The sequence below is a fragment of the Actinosynnema pretiosum genome (assembly GCF_024171695.1).
In the GTDB taxonomy this organism is placed as follows: Bacteria; Actinomycetota; Actinomycetes; order Mycobacteriales; family Pseudonocardiaceae; genus Actinosynnema; species Actinosynnema pretiosum.
In genome coordinates this window covers 138,743-157,778 of the sequence record NZ_JAMTCF010000016.1, presented here as the reverse complement: position 1 = coordinate 157,778, position 19,036 = coordinate 138,743, and the positions used below count along the sequence as shown (strand labels likewise).

8 protein-coding genes are annotated in these 19,036 nt (G+C 72.5%); 4 read left to right on the top strand and 4 right to left on the bottom strand.

Annotation, left to right across the window (positions count from 1 at the left end; translation table 11 throughout):
* A complete protein-coding gene (locus tag LV78_RS29315; RefSeq protein ID WP_253848991.1) occupies positions 1-810 on the bottom strand; it encodes an SDR family oxidoreductase in 810 nt (269 codons plus the stop codon).
* A 131-nt stretch (positions 811-941) separates the two neighbouring features.
* Between LV78_RS29315 and LV78_RS29310 the strand changes: the two genes are divergently transcribed.
* The 3 genes from LV78_RS29310 to LV78_RS29300 are packed head-to-tail and all read left to right on the top strand — an operon-like array spanning position 942 to position 5,487.
* On the top strand, positions 942-2,255 hold the full coding sequence (locus tag LV78_RS29310) for an ATP-grasp domain-containing protein (protein WP_253848989.1): 1,314 nt from the start codon (positions 942-944) through the stop codon (positions 2,253-2,255).
* The gene (locus tag LV78_RS29305) at positions 2,252-3,583 is read left to right on the top strand and encodes a hypothetical protein (protein WP_253848986.1); all 1,332 of its coding nucleotides are present in this window, start codon (positions 2,252-2,254) and stop codon (positions 3,581-3,583) included. Before LV78_RS29310 ends, LV78_RS29305 begins: the two co-directional genes overlap by 4 nt.
* Positions 3,580-5,487 (top strand): methylaspartate mutase subunit E, encoded by a 1,908-nt coding sequence (locus tag LV78_RS29300; RefSeq protein ID WP_253848984.1) that lies wholly within the window; start codon positions 3,580-3,582, stop codon positions 5,485-5,487. The genes LV78_RS29305 and LV78_RS29300 overlap by 4 nt, the downstream gene beginning before the upstream one ends.
* A 76-nt stretch (positions 5,488-5,563) precedes the next feature.
* Here LV78_RS29300 and LV78_RS29295 read toward each other — a convergent pair whose 3' ends face one another.
* Positions 5,564-6,346, bottom strand: coding sequence for a 2OG-Fe dioxygenase family protein (locus LV78_RS29295; protein ID WP_253848983.1), 783 nt, complete (start codon positions 6,344-6,346; stop codon positions 5,564-5,566).
* Between the two features lie 125 nt (positions 6,347-6,471).
* Here LV78_RS29295 and LV78_RS29290 point away from each other — a divergent pair, with 125 nt between their 5' ends.
* On the top strand, positions 6,472-11,436 hold the full coding sequence (locus tag LV78_RS29290) for a non-ribosomal peptide synthetase (RefSeq protein ID WP_308208771.1): 4,965 nt from the start codon (positions 6,472-6,474) through the stop codon (positions 11,434-11,436).
* A 119-nt stretch (positions 11,437-11,555) separates the two neighbouring features.
* Here the strand turns inward: LV78_RS29290 and LV78_RS29285 are convergent, their stop codons facing one another.
* Both LV78_RS29285 and LV78_RS29280 read right to left on the bottom strand, forming a co-directional pair.
* Positions 11,556-13,793, bottom strand: coding sequence for a lantibiotic dehydratase (locus LV78_RS29285; protein ID WP_253848980.1), 2,238 nt, complete (start codon positions 13,791-13,793; stop codon positions 11,556-11,558).
* Positions 13,794-13,804: 11 nt separating this feature from the next.
* Positions 13,805-19,027 (bottom strand): type I polyketide synthase, encoded by a 5,223-nt coding sequence (locus LV78_RS29280; RefSeq protein ID WP_253848978.1) that lies wholly within the window; start codon positions 19,025-19,027, stop codon positions 13,805-13,807.
* Positions 19,028-19,036: the final 9 nt, after the last annotated feature.

Sequence of the window (19,036 nt, the reverse complement as noted above, 5' to 3'; positions counted from 1 at the left end):
TCACGGCACGGCGGGGAGGTTCATCCCACCGTCCAGGGTCAGCGTGGTGCCGGTGATCCAGGACGCGGCATCGGAGCACAGGAAGACGGCGGCGTTGGCGACGTCCTCGACCCGTCCCAGGCGACCGAGCGGAGCCGAACCGAGGTGCTGGGCGAACGCGTCGTCCGCGTGCTCCGCCGGCTTCCCGAGCATGTGCTCGGTGACGCCGGGGGTCGGGACCGGCCCTGGGGCGATCGCGTTCGCCCGGATCCCGTGCCGCCCCCACTCCCGGGCCCATGACCCGATCAGCGACGTTATCCCTGCCTTCGCCGCGCCGGCGTGGGAGAACTCGGGGAAACCACGTTCGGCCTGCGCCACCGTGATAGCCAGCAGAGCGCCCCCGCCGGCCTCGATCATGTCGCCCACGAAGGTCGTGGTGACCGTTGACGTGCCGATCAGGTCGGTCTCCACGACCGTGCGCAACGCCCGCACCGTCATCTTCTCCGCCTTCACCCTGAAGTTGGCCGCGGCGTTGTTCACGACGACGGTCGCCGGACCGAACCGGGCGCGCACGAACTCGCGCAGGGCACCCACCTGATCTTCGTCCCGCACGTCGCACGGGACGCCAGCGCACAGCCTGCCGGTCTGCTCGGCGACCACCAACTCGGCCTGTTCTAGGCGCTCCTGGGATCGGGACGTGATCACCACGTCGGCACCGGTAGCGGCGAGGGCGCAGGCGATGCCCAGCCCGATGCCGGTGGCGCCACCCGTCACCACGGCCACCTTCCCCGCCATCAGCCGCGGGTTGAAGTAATTCTCGCGCACGCACACCCCTCCGTTCCGGCGACCGACGGTAGGACGCGTCCACCGGCGTGTGGTGACCCCGGAACAAGTGACGACCCGACACCGGCTGAAGCGTTTACCGTCGTGCTCGGCAGCAGTCGAGAGCGCGGAGGCAGGACATGGGCGATGTGGTGGCGATCGTCGCGGGGGCCGTTTCGCGGCGTGCGCACGAGGGGTTCGTCGCGACCGCGCACCAGGCCGGGTACGCGCCCGCGCTCATCACGACGCAGGAAGCGCTCGGCGGCGCCCGGTACGATGTCCGTTCGCTGTTCTCCGCCGTGGGTGTGGTCCAGGATCTGCGCGCGCCGGAACTCATCGCGGAGTGCGCGCGGAAGATGGGGGGCGATCGCCTCGCCGCCCTGCTGTCGTGGAGCGACAGCACGATGGTGGCCACGGCCTACGCGGCCGAACGGCTCGGCGTGGCGAGGACACCGGCCGACGGGCTCGCGCGGGCCCGCAACAAGTACGCGATGCGGCGGGCCCTGCGCGCCGCTGGCCTGCCGTCTCCGCCGTTCGCGTTGTTGAGCGGTGAGGACGAGGTGGACCGGGTGGCCCGCGAGGTCAGCTTTCCGGCGATCATCAAGCCGGTCAACGGTTCGGGCAGTGCCCTGGTGCGCCGGGTGGAGTCCTCCGGCGACCTGCGGCGAGCGTACCGCGAACTGCTGGCGGGCGCACCGCACGCGGTGGGGGGCGCGCTGGATCAGCGAGCCCCAGTCCCCGGTGGAGATCCGCTGGCGGCCACCAGCCAGTTCCTGGTCGAGCGGGTGCTGACCGGGATCGAGTACGACGCCGAGGTCGCGGTCCACAACGGTCAGGTCAGCCCGATGCTCGTCTACCGGGTGCTCGCCCAGGAGGGGACGTACTTCGGGTACGGGTTCGCCCACCTGCCAGCGGACCCGCCAGCCGAACGCCGGGCACTCGTCGAGACGGCGGTCGAGCAGGCCGTCCTGGCGCTGGGCATCGACAACACGACGGTCAACGCCACCGTCATCGACGACGCGGTCCTCGGCCCGACCGTGGTCGAACTGAACGCGGGGCGGTTCGGCGGGCAGATGGTCTGGCGGCTGGTGCAGGACCTCACCGGGGTGGACCTCCAGGCGCAGAACCTGGCTCTCGCCGTCGGCGAGCCGCCGCCGCTCCGCCTGTCGCCGCCCGAGCCGGTCCCCTACGCCGCGCTCAGCGTGTTCGCCGAGCAACCGGGCGAGGTCGTGGCCGCGCACGGCCTCGACGAACTGCGCGCGCACCCGAACGTCGCGTACGTGGCGCCCTTCGTGGAGCCGGGCGACGTGGTGGCGGGCGACCACGTCGTGTACGCGGTCAACGCTATGGTGCTCGGCGTCGACACCTACGAGGACCTCGTCGAGCTGCACGGCCGACTCACCCGGCTGGTCCGCGTCGAGACCCGCCCGGTCGAGGTCGCCGACCCGTCATGACGAACAGGACCACAGCGGCCTACGTCGCGGGCTGCGCCGCCGACGGGAGCGGCCTGCGGACCGCGGGGCTCGTCGCGGACTTCTCCTCGGTGCTGTCCGACAAGGTGGCCAGGCGCGTGCTCCCGCGGCCGCTGTTCGTCGACGACGCCGAGATCCGCCGGTTCGCCGACGACGCCGTTCGGGTGTTCGACCTGATCACCTCGCTGCCCGCGCGGCTGTTCGACGGCGACCTGCGGGCCTACTGCGCCGCCCTGCGGATCCCCGAGTCGTGGTACCCGCTGCTCACCCGGCTTGGTGGCGGGCCACCACCGCTGTACGCCCGCGCGGACATGTACCACGACGGCGGTTCCTTCCAGCTGCTGGAGTTCAACATCGAGAGCAACCTGGGCGGCCTGGACAGGACCGGTGAGATCCCCAGGAAGTTCCTGGAGGTCGATGCGTTCGCGCGGTTCGCGGCCGAGCACCGGCTGAGCCACACCCATACCGGCAAGCGGGTCGCCGCGCTGCTGCGCGAACTGGGCGCCGAGGTCGCGGAGGGCCGTGAGCCCACGGTCGTGCTGCTCGACGGTCCCGGCGGGCTCGCCGAGGACGGCGGGGAGAGCCACTCCATCGGCGAGTTAATGCGGCGCTGCGGCCTCGACTTCCACGTCGGAGAGCTGGACGAGGTCTCTGAGCGCGGCAGCCACCTCTTCTTCCGCAGCAGGAGGATCGACGTCGTGCTCCGCGACTTCTCCGCGCACCAACTGGCGGTCGACCCGGTCGCCAGGAGGTGTGCCGAGCTGGTCTTCCGCAAGCACGAAGATCGGGAGATCGTGCTGTGGACCCCGCTGGAGAGCACCCTCTACAGCAACAAGGGCTGCCTGGCGATGCTGTCCGACCCGCGCTTCAGGTCCGCGTTCACGCCCGGCGAGCTGGCCCTGGTCGACCGCGTGGTCCCGTGGACGAGGGCAATCGGCCAGGACGCCGCGCCCGAGTTGCTCGACGAGTGCCGCGAGCACAAGGACGAGATCCTGCTGAAGCCCAACTCGCTGTTCGGCGGCGCGGGCATCGTCGCGGGGTGGGAGAGCGACGACCGGACGTGGGCCGAGTCACTGCGGACGGCCCCGCGCCAGGGGTACGTCGCCCAGCGGCGGGTCGTCCCGGACCGCGAACCGGTCGTCGACCCGGTCAGCGGGGAGGTCGAGGACTGGGAAGCCACCTGGGGGTTGTACCTCACGCCGGGCGGCTACACGGGCGTCTCCGCCAGGGTGTCGCCCATCGGCGCGGGCGCGGTCATCAGCATGACCGCGAACGCGCGTACCCGCGCGGCCGGCGTGTTCACTACATGAGCCCGCCCCGGTACTCCATCGCCCTCGGCGGGATCGGCGGCGACGCGCACTCAGTCGGGCTCACCGTTCTGCGGCGCGCGTTGACCGGAGCCAGCTACCGCCTGCACCACATGGGCACCCAGAACTCGCTGAGCGACTTCTTCTCGGTCGCCGGTCACGTCGACGTCGTGATGATCTCCTGCCTGGACGGGCACCTGCGCCACTACCTCGCCGAGTTCGCCGACCTGCGGGCGGCGGCGCCGGGCGGCGGGGCGCTGTGGTACGCGGGCGGGAACCTCGCGGTGGACCACCCGGAGCGGGTGCGAGCCGAGGTGCTCGGGCTCGGCTTCCGCCGGGTGTTCCCCGGCTACGTCGGCATCCCCGAGGTCCTCGCGACGCTCGTCGAGGACCTCTCCGGCCGGGCCCCGAACCGGGCGTTCCCGCCGCCCCCGCCGCGACGGCCGGTGTCCGTCGTCGAACCGCCTCCCGACGAACGCGTGCCAGCCGTCGCGTTCCACCGGGAACGGCGGGAGGTCCTGGGAACCTGGCGCACGGGGTGGCAGGCGCGCAGCCTCGACGACAACGCCCGGTTCCTGCTGCGGCAGCCGTCGTTCGCGGGCCGTCAGGCCGCGAGCGGCACCCCGCTGGTGCAACCGCGGTCCGGCGTCGCGCTGGTCGAGGACCAGCTCGCCGCTTTCCGGGCGCTGCGGCGCGCGGGCGCCGACGTGCTCTCCTACCAGGTCGACTCCCTGACGAGGAACAACGCCTACGAGTCCGCAGCCGACGGCATCGCGGGCAGCCGCGACACGGGGACGTCGACGCTCAACGGGTTCCCCATGGTCAACCACGGCGTCGAACCGCTGCGCCGGATCAGCGCAGAACTCACCGTGCCGCTGCAAACCCGGCACAGCACGCGCGACCCGAGGCTGCTGGCCGAGATCTCCTGCGCGGGCGGCGTGACCGGCTTCGAGGGCGGGGCGATCAGCTACGACGTCCCGTACTTCAAGGACCACCCGCTCGCGCTCTCCCTGCGACGCTGGCAGTACGTCGACCGCCTCGTCGGCGGGTACGCCGACAAGTACGGCGTAGTGATCGACCGGGAGTTCTTCGGCACCCTCACAGCGGTGCTGGTGCCGCCCTGCCTGGCGATCGTGGTCAACCTGGTCGAGGCCGTCCTCGCGGTACGCCAAGGGGTCAGGTCGGTCTCGTTGGGCTACGCCGAGCAGGGCAACCGGTCGCAGGACGTCGCCGCAGTGCGCGTGCTGCGCGAACTCGGCAGGAAGTACCTCGCCAACCTCGGCCACCCCGACGTGCGGGTCAACACGGTGTTCCACCAGTACATGGCGGCCTTTCCCGACGACGCCGCCCGCGCCAGCCAGCTGATCACGGCGTCCGCGCAGACCGCGCGGCTGGCCGACGCCACCCGGTTGATGGTGAAGACGCCGGTGGAGGCGACCGCGATCCCCTCTCCGCGCGACAACGAAGAGGGGATGAGGCTCTGCCGCCGGGGCATCGGGGCCGCTGCCCGGATCGCACTCGACGAGCACGCGGTCGCCAAGGAGGCCGCCGTCCTCCGTGTGGAGGTCGAGCAGATCTTCGAAAGTATCGTGGTCTGCGGGGGCGGGAGCCTCCCCGACGGCGTGGTGCGGGCCTTCACCAAGGGGTACCTCGACATCCCGTTCGCGCCGAGCGGCGAGAACCGCGGTGACGTCGTGACCGTTCGGGACGCGCGGGGGGCGGTGCGGTTCCTGGACGCCGGCAACCTTCAGCTCTCGGACGAGGTGCTGCGGTTCCACCGGCAGAAGGCCGAGGAGCGCGTGCGTGCCGAGGCGGAACCCTTCCAGGGCGCGTGGGAGATCGTCGCGCGCGACGTCCTGCAGGTCCCGGAAGGCCGCTACCGGGGCTGGCCGCTGGACGGCGGTTGAGCCGACCCGGCGCGCTCGCGGAGCCGGGAGAACCAGGCGCGCGGCACCAGGCACTCCGAGAGGAGCGGTGAACCGGTCAGACGCGCCGGCGCATGGGGGTGAAGTCGACGAGGAGAACCACGCGCTCCCCTGGTTCCACACCAGGTCCCTTGCCGACCGGGCCGACGTAGTGGCTCACCATTTCGTCAGCGACGCCGTAGGACTCCAGCGGTCTGGTCAGCTCGAACCGGGAGAGGATCAGCTCGGCCGGCACGTTCGCCGGGTCCATGCCCCGGCACCCAGGGGACGCGATCACGTTGGTCCCGCCCTCGGCGTTACGGCGCACGAGCAGGTGGGCGAAGGTGAACGGCTCGCCGTCCTGGTGCAGGGTCGGCGGCGACGACACCGCCAAGGCACCCGCCTGGTCGACCGACAGCTTGATGACGTGCACACCGACGTGCAGTGGCCAGGTCGAGTCCTCGGGGGTCCACCAGGTCTGGTCGAAGTCGAACATGATGACGCGCCGCAGCAGTGCGTTGTCCCGGATGCCCTCGGTGAGGGGCATCAGGTCGCGCGACACGCCGACGTACTCCGGGTTGTGCCCACCCTGGTAGTAGCTGTTCCGGTACGACCTGCCGTCCTGCACCGGCACCGGCGGCAGCCAGCTGAACTCCCGCTGCCACGGCAGGAGGACACCTCGCCCGTACCGCCGGCGTCGACCGGCGGCAGGGGCGTACGGGTCGATCGGCAGGTCCTCGCACTCGACGCGCAGGGCCTGCAGGTTTGCGTCCTCATCGGACAGTTGGAAGGACTCCCCGAGGTCGTAGCGGGCGAATCCGTTGCGGGACAGCTCAGTGGACGTACCGATCAATTGCTTCACCGGGTTCACTCCGTCATGTCGGCACACCGCGACAAACAGGCTCGACGGTACGACGCCCCACTGTGCCCGGCATGTCCCGGGAAGTGGCGACAGAAACCGCGAGGGCGCGCGTTTAGGTTCGTACTGTGTCGAATGCTTCTCCGCCCGACGGCGACGCCTGGTTGGTCCACGTGCGGCTGGCGAGAGTGGTCTCGCGGTGCCCAGATCGGGATGCCGTGGTCACCGAGGACGAACGCGTGACCTACCGCCACCTGGACGCACGCTCCGACCGGCTCGCCCGCCTGCTGCGCGCATTGGGAGCCGGGCCGCGTTCGGTCGTGGCCGTGCTGGTCGACAAAACCGCCGCAGACTTCGTGACCGCCGCCGTGGCCTGCTGGAAGCTGGGCGCGGTCTACGTCCCGGTCGACCCCCGCATCCCCCTACCCCAGGTCGAGCGGATGTTCGCCGGCGTCGAGCCCGCGGTGCTGCTGGGTCCGCCCGAGCTCACCGCCTCCTACCAGGGCATGTGCCCGGCGACCTCGTCCTTCGACGAGCCCGACTCCGGACCTGCGCTCTCGTTGGACGCTCCTGCCGAGGACCAGGTCGGTGCGGACGACCTGGCCTACATCGTGCACACGTCGGGGTCGACCGGGACGCCCAAGCCCGTGGCCATGTCACACCGGGCGCTGGTGAGCCTGTACGACGGCTGGGCGCAGTGCTACGGCCTGGCCGAGCGGGCCCCCAACTGGCTCCAGGCGGCGAGTCCCGCCTTCGACGTGCACATCGGCGACCTAGCCAGGGCACTGCTATCCGGCGGCACCCTGGTGCTCTGCCCGACGCCCTGGCTGCTCGACCCGCCCCGGCTGCACGAGCTGCTGGTGCGGGAGTCTGTCGACTCGATGGACCTCACGCCGACCGTGCTGCGGCTGCTCGCCAGCTGGCTCACCGAGACGGGCTGGCAGGTGCCCGCCATGCGACTCGTCATCTGCGGTGGCGAACAGATGACGACCGCCGACTTCCGACACTTCCGGCGCGGCCTCGGGCCTCGAACCCGGATCGTAAACGCCTACGGCGTGTCCGAGGCAGGGGTCGAGAGCACCCTTCAGGACGTCACCGAGGAGACGATCGCCGAGGCGGTCGGCGAGGACGACGCGGATCTCGTCCCCATCGGGTTCCCACTGCCCGGCGCGGCCGTCGCGGTGCTCGACGACCAGCTGCGGCCGGTCGCCTGCGGCGAGGTCGGCGAGCTCTACATCGGAGGCGATCGGCTGGCGCGCGGCTACTACCACCGCCCGGACATCACCGACGAGCGGTTCCTGCCCGCCGTGCCGGGGATCGCGGGCCCGAAGATGTACCGCACCGGGGACCTGGTCCGCCTCCGTCCCAACGGGGCGATCGTGTTCCTCGGTCGCACCGACGACCAGGTGAAGGTTCGCGGGGTACGCGTCCAGCTCAGTGCCGTCGAAGCCGCGTTGCTCAGCCTGCCGGGGATCGCGCAGGCCGCCGCAGTCCGCGTGGACCGTGCGGGCGAGGGCACACTGGTAGGCCACGTCGTGCCGGCAGGCGACGGGATGACCGGCAGGGGGGCGGCCGAGGCGCTGCGCGCCGAGATGGCCGCACACGTGGCCGACGCGATGGTCCCGGCCGAGTTCATCGTGCACGAACGGCTGCCGTTGACCAGGTCCGGCAAGGTCGACCGGAAGGCCCTGGCCGCCATCCCCCTGCCATCGAGCCGCACGGACATGGTCCCGGCGACCGAGGCCGAGCGCGTCGTCGCCGACCTGTGGGAGCGGGTGCTCGGCCGCCCGCCGCGGGGCCTGGACGACAACTTGTTCGAAGCGGGGGGAACGTCCCTCACGGCGGCGACGCTAGTCGCCGCCGTGCGTGGCGAGACCGGCCTCGACCTGACCGTCTCGGCGTTGTTCGCCGAACCGACCGTGGCCGCGCTGAGCCGGTTCGTCGCCACGGCCGAGGCGCACGCCGAGCCGATCAGCGCTGCTCACCCCACCCCGGACGACGGCCCACCCGGTCCCGGTCAGTACGGGTTGTGGTTGCTCCGGCAACTCCGCCCCGAGGACCCCACCTACCACCTGCCCACGGTGCTCACCCTGACGGGCCCGCTGGACCTGGTCGCCCTGAGGCGGGCGCTCGACCTGCTGATCGAGCGGCACGACGCGCTGCGCACCGGGCTCGTGGCCGGGGCTGGCGGTCCGGTGCTGCGCACCGGACCGCCGATGCCCTTCCCGCTCGAAGTGCGAGAGGGCGACACCGACGCTTCCGCTGCCGTCGACGAAGTGGTCCGACGGCCGTTCGACCTGTCACGACCGCCGCTCATCCGCGCGGTGCTGGTCCGACACGCCGTCGACCGGCACGAGCTGGTCGTCGTGACCCACCACGTCGTCTTCGACGACTGGTCGGAGCGGATCCTCCTGCGCGACCTCGGCGAGCTGTACTCGGCGGCGGTCGAGGACCGCCCGGCGGTGCTGCCCGCCAAGGACATCGGTTACCAGGACTACGCGCGCTGGCACACTGGGCGGGCGGAGTCGCCCACCAGGACCAGACAGCGGGCGTACTGGCGACACCGGCTCGCCGATCCGCCCGCGCCGCTGGACCTGCCGAGCACGCTCGGCGGGCCGGCCGGAGGACGCGCTGCCGTGCTGTCCCGGACGCTGCCCCCCGGCAGCGCCGACCGCGTCCGTCAGGTGGCGGGCATGCACGGCATGACCCCGTACACGACGCTCCTGTCGGCGCTGACCGTCCTGCTGCGACGCTGGTCCGGACAGGAAGACCTGATGATCGGCGCGCCCTTCGGCGACCGGGACCGGCCGGAGACCCAGGATCTGGTCGGGTTCCTGGTCGGCACGCTGCCGCTGCGGCTGTCCGTGCCCGCCGGGGCGAGCTTCACTGACGTGCTGGGCTCGACCCGGCACGCCCTGGCGAACGCGCGGGCGAACGCCGAGGTCCCGTACGACCAGGTGGTGCGGGACGCGGGTCTGGCGGGCACGGGCGACCCGGTCTTCCGGGTGTGGTTCAACTGGCTGGGCCAGCCAGCCAAGTCGCCGGCCATGACCGGGCTGACGACCGGGCTGGTCCGCGCGGTGCCGCCCGGCGCGTTGTTCGACCTCGTGTTCTACGTAACGGACGGTCCGGCGGGTTTCGAGCTCACCGTGGTGCACGACGAGGACGTGCTGGACGGCGCGCACATGTCGGCGCTGGTCGACCAGTACGTGTCCCTGGTGGACGGTCTCTGCGGACGGCCGGATGTCCCGGTCCTCGAACACCCGCTCCGGACCGCGCGCGACGGTGCGATCGGCGGAGACGACGACCTGCGGACTGCGGTGCCGCCGCTCGTGCCCACCCTGGCCGCATCGGCGACCGCGTTCCCCGATGCCGTCGCCGTCCGCGGCGACGGGGGGACCACTAGCTACGCTGAACTCTTCGGCACGGCCGGGATCCTGTCACGGCAGCTGCACGCCGCAGGGGTGGCCGCGGGCGACGTCGTGCCGATTCACGCGGAGCGGACCCCTCGGCTGGTGACGGCGGTGCTCGGGGTGCTGGGCGCGGGCGCCGCCGTCTGCGTGTTGGACGCCGAGCACCCACCGGCGCGGCTCGCAGACCAGCTCGGCGAGCTGACCGCTCCGGTCGGGTTGCGCCTCGGCGACGAGGTCCCGGCCGAGCTGCGAACCGGCCGGACGCGGTGGCTGGGCGTGGAACCCGCAGGCAGCGCACTGTGGCCGATGGTGACCGGGGAGGCGTTGGCCTACGTCGCGTTCACGTCGGGCACGACCGGACGCCCCAAGGCGGTGCGCGGCGGGGGCGAACCGCTGGCCCACTTCCTGTCCTGGTACACCGAGCGGCATGGGATCGGCGCGGCGGACCGCTTCGCCGCGTTGTCCGGCCTCGGACACGACCCCTTGCTCCGGGACGTCCTGACCCCGCTCCGGGTCGGGGGCACGCTGTCCTTACCGCCCCAGCGCCTCCTGCGCCAGCCGGTCGACCTGCTCGCGTGGCTGCGCCACGAGTCGACGACGGTGGTCCACGTGACCCCGGGGCTCGCGCGGATGCTCGCGCTCCCCCGGACCGTGACGCCCGCACCGGGCATCCGGTTGGTGGTGTGCGGTGGCGACGAGCTGCACGGGGCGGACGTGGACCGGATCCGGCGCTGGGCGCCGAACGCCACCGTCGTGAACGCATACGGGACGACGGAGACACCGCAGGTCGCCAGCCACTACGAGGTGACCGGCCCGGCCACGCCGCGGGTGCCCGTCGGCAACGGCGTGCCGGGTGCCGAACTGCTGGTCGTCAACGCCGCCGGCCACCCCGCCGGTATCGGTGAACTCGGCGCGGTGGTGGTCCGCAGCCCGTACCTGGCCGACGCCGACGACGCGGTCTGGGAGCCGGACGCCTTTCCGGGCCACCGCCGCTTCGTCACCGGTGACCTAGGCAGGCTCGGCCCGGACGGGCTGGTGACCGTCTGCGGTCGGTCCGACGGCCAAGCACAGGTCGACGGCTTCCGCGTCGACCTGGCCGAGGTCGACCGGCGCCTGCACGAGCACCCGGCCGTCCGGGACGCCGCGACGCGAGCCGTCCGGCGTGAGGGCGGCGGGAACCACCTCGTCGCCTGCGTGGTGCCCCGCGGCGGGATGCCGCGGCCAGAGGAGGTCCGGGCCTTCCTGCGGACCCGCCTGCCCGCAGCCGCGGTCCCCTCGGTGGTGGTCGAGGTTACCGCGATCCCGTTGTCGCCCAACGGGAAGGTCGACCGCTCCGCACTCCCGGCACCCCGACCCGTCGCGCCGCGGAGCGCCACCCCGGCCACCGAGCTGGAGCACGCCGTCAGCGCGGTGTGGTGCCGGGTGCTGGGTGTGGAGCGGATCGACGCCGACCGGAACTTCTTCGACCTCGGCGCGACTTCGCTGACCCTGGCCGCGGCCAGCGTCGCCCTGGGGGAGGACTTCGGGACCGACATCCCGATCGCCGCCCTGTTCGAGCACACCACGGTCCGCGGCCTGGCCGGCTACCTCGGCGCACGGGCGGCCGAGTCGACGCCCACCAGGTCCCGACGCGGCGCGTCGGCCGCTCGCGAGCGCAGGATCAGGGCTCGGCGTGGTTAGCGTCCGTCAACGCGCGCCGGTCTCGCGCCGGGGGGTGTGGGGCGGGGACGGCGCGCGTCGACCACCCGCGGGCCCGCTGAGCACCTCCGAACGGGTCGTGGTGCGTCGTCCGCCGGTCCTCACCGCGGCCACGACGCCGGTGCGGGCGGCGTCGAGTCGACGGCCACCACCCGCAACTCGGAGGTGTACCGCCGGCCCGCGGGATCAGTGAGCCACAGCTCGTCCGGTGTCGGCAGCATCTCCACGACGTCCACCCAGTCCTGCCCGCGTGCGGCACGGACCAGGTTGGTCACCAGGGTCGGAGCCTGAAAGTCGACGTAGAACGGCTTCACCTCGCTCAGCGTGCGGACGAACACGTGACGGGGGATGCCCAGTTCGCGGACGAGCGAGCGCAGCCGGTCGTGTGCGACGTCCCGCGACCCGGCCGGTGCGAGTTCGGCCGGGTCCAACCGCCAGCTCTCCCGGCACACAACCAGGTCGCCGATACCCGCCCGCGGCGAGTGCGGCCGCGGCGATCGGATCCGGAACAGGTTGACCACCAGCGCGGTCACGAACTCACCGAAGCACTCCAGCACGGGCGCTTCCCAGCCGTGCGCCGGCGACCGGGCGAGGAGGTCGCCGTCGCGCACCGTGACGATGAGCGCGGTGGCCGGGGTACTGTCCACCCCCTCGGGGTGCCCGTCGTCGGACCCGTACGACCAGTAGCGGTACCAGCCGGGCGGGTCGAGCGCGAGCGGCGGGTAGGTGCGCGAGCTGATCGCCGGCGAGGACCGCGGGTAGACCGGCACGACTCGTCCCCGCGGCACATCGGCGGCGACGGCGGCCACCAGCTCGGCCGGATCGTCCGCCTGGGTGCGGAACACCCTGCTCTCCAGGGTGTTCAGCGCCACGTGCAGCTCGCCCAGCACCCAGCCCGCCCGGCCGGAGCCGAGGTCGCGCAGCATTAGGTCGGGGCTGCTCGACCGGGCCGCGGTCCACAGCCGGCCGCTGTGGGAGAACAACACGTCGGCCAGCCGCCTTGCCCGGTCGACAGCCTGCCCGGCGGCCTCGCCGTCGGCGGGCAGGACCTCGGCCCACCGCAGCTGGAAGTCCTGCTCCACGTCGGCGGTGAACGTCCCGCCGGGGTCGAGGACGTCCGCAGCGGCCAACTGGAGGTCGGCCAGCGTCACCTCGTCCCGGCGCGCGGCCAGTCGCACGTACCGGCGGCGCAGTTCCTCCTCGACCACCTCGCCGACCTGTCCGGCGAGCCACCTGGCGCTGTCCAGCACGATCCCGAGCGGCTCGGCCAGGCCTGCCAGCAGGTCGTCGCCGATGGTCACGTCGAGGTCGCGCCGGGCGTCGAGGTAGACCGGGGTGCGACCTCCAGGGGCGAGGTCCGGCGCCGGGTTGACCGGTGCTCCCGCCGCGGCGGACAACCGCTCCCCCGCTCTCGAGAGCTCGGACGCCAGCGCGACCGGGTCCGTGGCGACCCCGGACACGGCCGCGCGGACGCCGTCGAGGTCGTCGAGCACGGCCAGCATCCGGTCCCGGGCACGCCGGTCCGGCACGTGCTCGACTTGGGCGCGCAGGGCCAGTTCCGGCTTGCTGCCGAGCGGCACCCGGAAACCCACCTGGACCACCTTGCCGTCCCTCAGCTCCTCGACGACCCGGTCGGCGTCCCGCCCCAGGGCGCGGACGAGTCCGCCCACCGTGTCGGGCAACGAACCGGTCAACGCCGAGGACAGCGCGTCGAGCGCGAGCGGTCCGCGGGTCGGGCGGTGGGCCACGCTGCCGCAGATCGACACCGAGGGATCGAGGCGGACCGGGAGGTAGTCGCGGAGCGCGGGGTCGGTATTCCACGCCTCGGCGACCGCCTGCACAGCCCAGACCTCGAAGCTCACGTCCTGCCCGCGCAGGTTCCAGGAGCCCGCGGTCCGCGTGGGCCCGCCGCCGAACCGCGCCCAGGCGACGGGACCGAAGAACCCCACAGTGTCGTTCTTCGCGCCGTACCGCTGCGCGTAGTGGGCGATGACGGTCGCCCGTCGGTCCATCCGGGAGAGCTCGGGCCGCCTGCCGTCCGCCAGCGCGTCCGCGTACTCACCGGCCCAGTTGTCGATCAACCCAGGGTTCTGCCACGTCAGCGCGCACCGCAGCATCCCATCGAGCAGAGCGGCGTCCATCGCCCGTCGGCTGGCACGGCGGATGGCGCGATCCCGCCCAGGGCCCACGGGAAGTGCCAGCTCCTCCGGTGCGGCAAAGGGCCGCACCACGTCAAAGGGCAACCCGGCCGACCGCAAGGCGGCGAGCTTCCAGACCTTCCAGCCGGGCACGAGGTCCACCGCGTGCCCCGGCTCGTCCTCGGATCGCACGAGTTCCACCCGCCCTCCCGTCAGGCCGCAGCCTGCTCGATGCGCGCCAGCAGCGCGCCGAAGGTCCGGAGGTCGAGCAGCAGCCCGATGCTCAGCTCGATCCCGAACGCCCCCCGCACCTTCGCCATGAACTCCACCGCCGCCAAGGAGTCGCCACCGACCTCGAAAAAGTCGCTGTCCCCGTCAGCGGGTGGTGCGCCCAGCGTCCGCATCCACAGCTCACGCAGTCGGTCCCGCACCGGCGCCGGGGTCGGTGACCGCGCGGGCTCGACGGGCGCCGGAACCTCCGGTGACCGCGCGGGCCCGGCCGGCACCTCCCGCGCAGGCGACGCCGGGCCGGTGTGCCTGGGTGCTTCCAGTGGCGACGGGCGTCCCTCCCGATAGGGGCGGACCAGGACGTTCGCTGGCACGTCGCCGCCCAGCAACCGCATCAGCAACTCGACCCCGACCTCTGGTGGCAGCCCGCCGACATCGGCTCGCGGCTCCTCGGTGACGGGTGCGGTGGCCGCGCGGTCCCAGTCGCCGTCGAAGTCGACCCGCCGCATGGTGTAGTCCTCGATGGACACCACGACCGTGCCGTCGTCGGCGACGAGGTCCACCGCGCCGACTGCGGTGTCGGGGTTCGAGGGCAGGCGGCGCACGTAGCTGTGAAGGGACATCGGAATGTCCGCGTACCGGGTCAGCTTGCGGATCAGAAACGGCACGAACGCGCCCTCACCGGCGTCGCGCACCGCGGCGGTCCCCATGTCCAGCAGGGCCGGGTGCAGCCGGTGGGCGTCCAAGTCCCCTGCGAACGCGGATATCAGCTCCAGCCGGACCAGGCGCTCGTCGCCCGCCTGCCACGTCTGCCGGACGTTGCGCCAGCGCGGCCCGAGCGTGAATGGGACGTCCACCTCGCGCTGCGGGGAACCGACCGAGGCCACCCGCATCCGTTCGCGCAGTTCCGCTAGGTCGACCCTAGCGGGCGCACCCGCCGTGTTGGCGATCCGGCCGGTCGCGTGCGTGACCTGGGTGGAGCCGTCCAGCGAGGTCACCGTGAACCCGTAGCCCAGGCCGTCGGGGACGAACTCCACCCGGACCGGCCGGGAGCGCTCCTCCGCGAGCAGCGCCCGGAAGACCACGTCCGTCAACTCGACCGCCTTGTCGTGCTCGCCGAGTTCGGCCTGGAACACGGTGGTCACGAGGTCCACGTACCCGGTGCCGGGGAGCAGCGGCTTGCGGCCCACCCGGTGCTCGTCGAGCACCCAGTGCGTGGCCGCGCCGAGTTCGCCCTCCCAGACCACCATCCGCTCCGACGGCGGGCTGTCGCTCAAGCGCGCCACAACATCGGCGAGACCGGTGATGTCCGGACCGTCGTGGTCGACCATCCCCGCGCCCAGCCACACCGGCCATCCGACGCTGACCACCCGGTGGACAGCGGCCCAGGCGACCGCGTCGACGAAGGCGTTGGCCGACGCGTAGTCCGCGCCACCGACCAGACCGTCCTCGGCCGCCCGGCTCGAGAACAGCACGGCGAAGTCGGCCGAGTCGCCCAGTTCCTCCAGGACGTTCACCGTGCCGTACGTCTTGGGCGCGAGCACCGCCGCCGCGTCCTCGTGCTCGCGGAAGGCGATCATCCGGTCCCCCGGCACCCCGGCGAGGTGGAACAGGCCGTTGATCCGGCCGTGGTGGGCGGTCACCCGGAACATCGCGGCACGCACCGCTTCCCGGTCGCCGACGTCGCACGCGAGCGTGAGCACGTCCGCACCCAGGGCACACAGTTCTGCGACCCGTTCTCGGACGTGCTCATCATCGGTGGTCCGGTCACTCCGGCCCATCAGCACGAGCCGGGGGCGCAGGCCGGTGCTCGCCAGGTGCCGCGCCAGCACCAGACCGAGGCCGCCGAACCCGCCCGTGATGACGTACACGCCGCGTTCGCGAAGCACGTCCCGCCCACTCGGGGACACCTCCAGCGGTGTTTCCACGGGGACCCACCGCCGGCGACCCCGCAGCGCGACGGCCCGCGGTGGGTCGGCGAGCCGTAACTCGGCGGCGAGGTCGGCGCACGTGACGCGGTCCCCGACGTCTATCACACCGCCGCGCAGCAACGGCGCCTCGGCCAGCAGCGTGCGCACCAGGCCGTGCGCGGTGGCCCTCGCTGGCGACACCGGGTCGTCCCCGGACACGTCGACCGACCGGCTGGTGATCACCCTGAACCGGGTCACCGGGTGGCGGGCTACGCTCCGGGCCAGTTCGAACAGGCTGCCGAACGCGGTTCGCAGCCCGTCCCGCAACGACGGCTCCGGTTCGCCGAGCGCGGCGGCGTGGACGACCAGGTCGAGGTCGACACCGCGGGCGGCGAGCCGGGACCGCACCGCGTCAAGGTCGGCGGGCTCGGTGAGCCGAACCTGGAACTCGCCCCGCGCTTCGGCGTACGCGGCCCCGGGACGGACCCGGACGGAGCGGTAGCCAGCGCGTTCCACGGCCGACACGACCTCGACCGCCCGGTCCCCGTCCGAAGGCAGCAGCACGAGCGCCGTGCCCCGCTCTCCGGGTAGCCCGGCAGGCCGTTGCCCGCATACCCATTCGGTCGTCGTGAAGGGCGTGTGGTTCTCGTCGGCGCGGGTGGTGGGCACGGCGTGGGCGCTCTCCGTCCTGAGGTGCTGTCGCGTCGAACGGTCGGGATCGATCCAGTACCGCCTGCGCTGGTACGGGTAGCCGGGTGCGGCGACCTTCCGCGCCGGCCGGGCCTGCCCCGTGGCCGTCCAGTCCACGGGCGTCCCGTTGGTCCACAGCCCGGCTGCGGCCAACAGCACGGCCTCTTCGTCATCCGCTTCCGACGACGGCAGGCTCGCGACCGCTGGCACGGCCACCGGGTGCTGCCGCACCAGCCCGGTCAGCGTGCTGCCTGGGCCGACTTCCAGCACCTGCCGCCGGGGATCGGCCAGGACGGCGTCCAACGCCTGTCCGAAGATCACCGGATGGACCACCTGGTCGGACCAGAAGCCGGGGTCCATCGCCTGCTTGGGAGTGACCAGCGCACCGGTCCGCCCCGAGTACAGGGGTATGCACGGCGGTCGCGGGGCGACTGATTCGAGGACTTTCCGGAACCGGTCGGCCGCAGGTCGCCAGTCGGGGTGGTGGAAGGCCAGGGACACGGCCATCACCCGCGTGCTCGTCCCCTCCTCGGCTAGTGCTCCGGCTAAGCGCCGCAGCAACTCCACCGGTCCGGTCAGCACCGTCTGCCGAGGGCTGTTGACCGCCGCGACCGAGATCCCGTCGGGCAACCGGTCCGCCATGGCTTCGACACCGGCCCGCACGGCCAGCAGACCACCTGGGACCGGGTGGGCCGCCATCGCCTCCGCTCGCCCGGCCACCACGCGCACCGCGTCGGGCAACGAGAACACCCCGGCAACGGCCGCCGCGCTGATCTCGCCGAGGCTGTGGCCGAGGACCCCCGCCGGGGTGACGCCCCACTCCCGCCACATCTCGGCCAAGGCGTACTCGACGGCGAACAGCAGTGGTTGGGTCGTCGCGGTGTCGTCGGGAAGGGTTTCGGCGAGCAGCAGGTCGTACAGCGGGACGTCCTCAGCCTCGAAGAGTTCGACGCACTCGTCCAACGCGATCGTGAACGCGCGCACGGTCCCGTACAGCCCTGCGGCCATCCTCGCGCGTTGCGCGCCCTGCCCAGGGAAGGCGAACACGACCGCCCGGTCCTGGTCCGCCCGGCCGGTGATCACCCTGGCGGGGTCTGCGAGCAGGGCGGCGACGTTGCCCGGCCGACCCACGACAGCCGCACGCACCGGGTGCTCGGTGCGTCCGTGCCGCAGCGTGGCGGCGGCATCGGCGAACACCGCCCCGTCGTGCGCCGCGAAGAACTCGACGAGTGCCTTCCGCAGCGCCTCGACGCCCTCGCCAGTGTGGGCCGACCACGGCACGATCCCCGGTTGGTCATCGGTCCGGCGCACCGGCGGTCGCGGTCCCTCCGTCAGCACCACGTGGGCGTTGGTGCCGCCGACGCCGAGCGAGCTAACGGCGGCGGTCCGGGTCCCGTCCTCCCGGCGCGGCCACGGCCGGAGCCGGGTGGCGAGAGTGAACGGGCTGTCCTCGATTCCGAGGGCGGGGTTCGGCCGGTCGACGTTGATGGTCGGGACAATGGCCTCCCGCTCCAGCATCAGCACCGTCTTGATCAGGCCCGCGATGCCCGCAGCGGCGTTCATGTGACCGATGTTGGCCTTCACCGAACCAATCGAGGTCCGCCCGGTCCGCAGTGGCTTGTCCGACAACGCCCGGTAGCCAGCGGTCAACGCGTGGACCTCCACCGGATCGCCCAGCGCGGTGCCGGTCGCGTGGGCCTCCACGTGGTCCACGTCGTCCGGGCGCACCCCGGCGAGTGCCATAGCCTCGACGACGACGGCGCTCTGGCCGGACACGCTGGGCGCTGTGAACGACACCTTGTCGGCACCGTCGTTGTTGATCGCGCTGCTGCGGATCACGGCCCGGATGTCGTCGCCGTCGGCGAGAGCGTCGGAGAGCCTTTTGACGGCGACGATCCCCGCCCCGCTGCCGAAGACCGTGCCGGTCGCCCCCGCGTCGAACGGCCTGCAGTGCCCGTCGGCGCTGTGCACGCTGCCCGGCGTCCGGACGTAGCCGTGGTCCAGCGGCACCTCGACCACCGATCCACCGGCGAGGGCCATGTCGCAGTCCCCCGCGCGAAGCGCCTGCGCGGCGAGGTGCACGGCGACGAGCGAACTCGAACACGCGGTCAGCACGGTCATGCTGGGCCCGCGCAGGTCCAGCCGGTGCGAGGTGAGCGTCGCGAGGTAATCGGCGTGGTTGAGGGTGAACAGCTGCACGTTCGCCGAGTCGGCGACCAGGTCGGGCTGGTTCACGATGCTCTGGCGGAGGTAGCCGTTGGGACCGGTGGTGCCGTACACCCCGACGCTGTCCGTGGTCGCGAACGGGTCGTAGCCCGCGTTCTCCAGTGCCGCGTGGCACAGCTCCAGGAACAGCCGGATCTGCGGGTCGCACATCCGGGCTTCCTGCTCGGTCATGGCGAACAGCCCGGCGTCGAACATGTCCGCGTCGGAGATCCGCGGCACCGCCGCAACATAGTCCGGGTCGGCCAGCTCCTCCTCGGGCACGCCGGCCTCGCGCAGCTGCCCCGTGGTGGGGAACGAGATCGACTCGTTCCCCACCACGAGGTTGCGCCAGAACTGCTCGACGTCGTCGGCGCCGGGGAAGCGGCATGCCAGGCCGATCACGGCAATCGG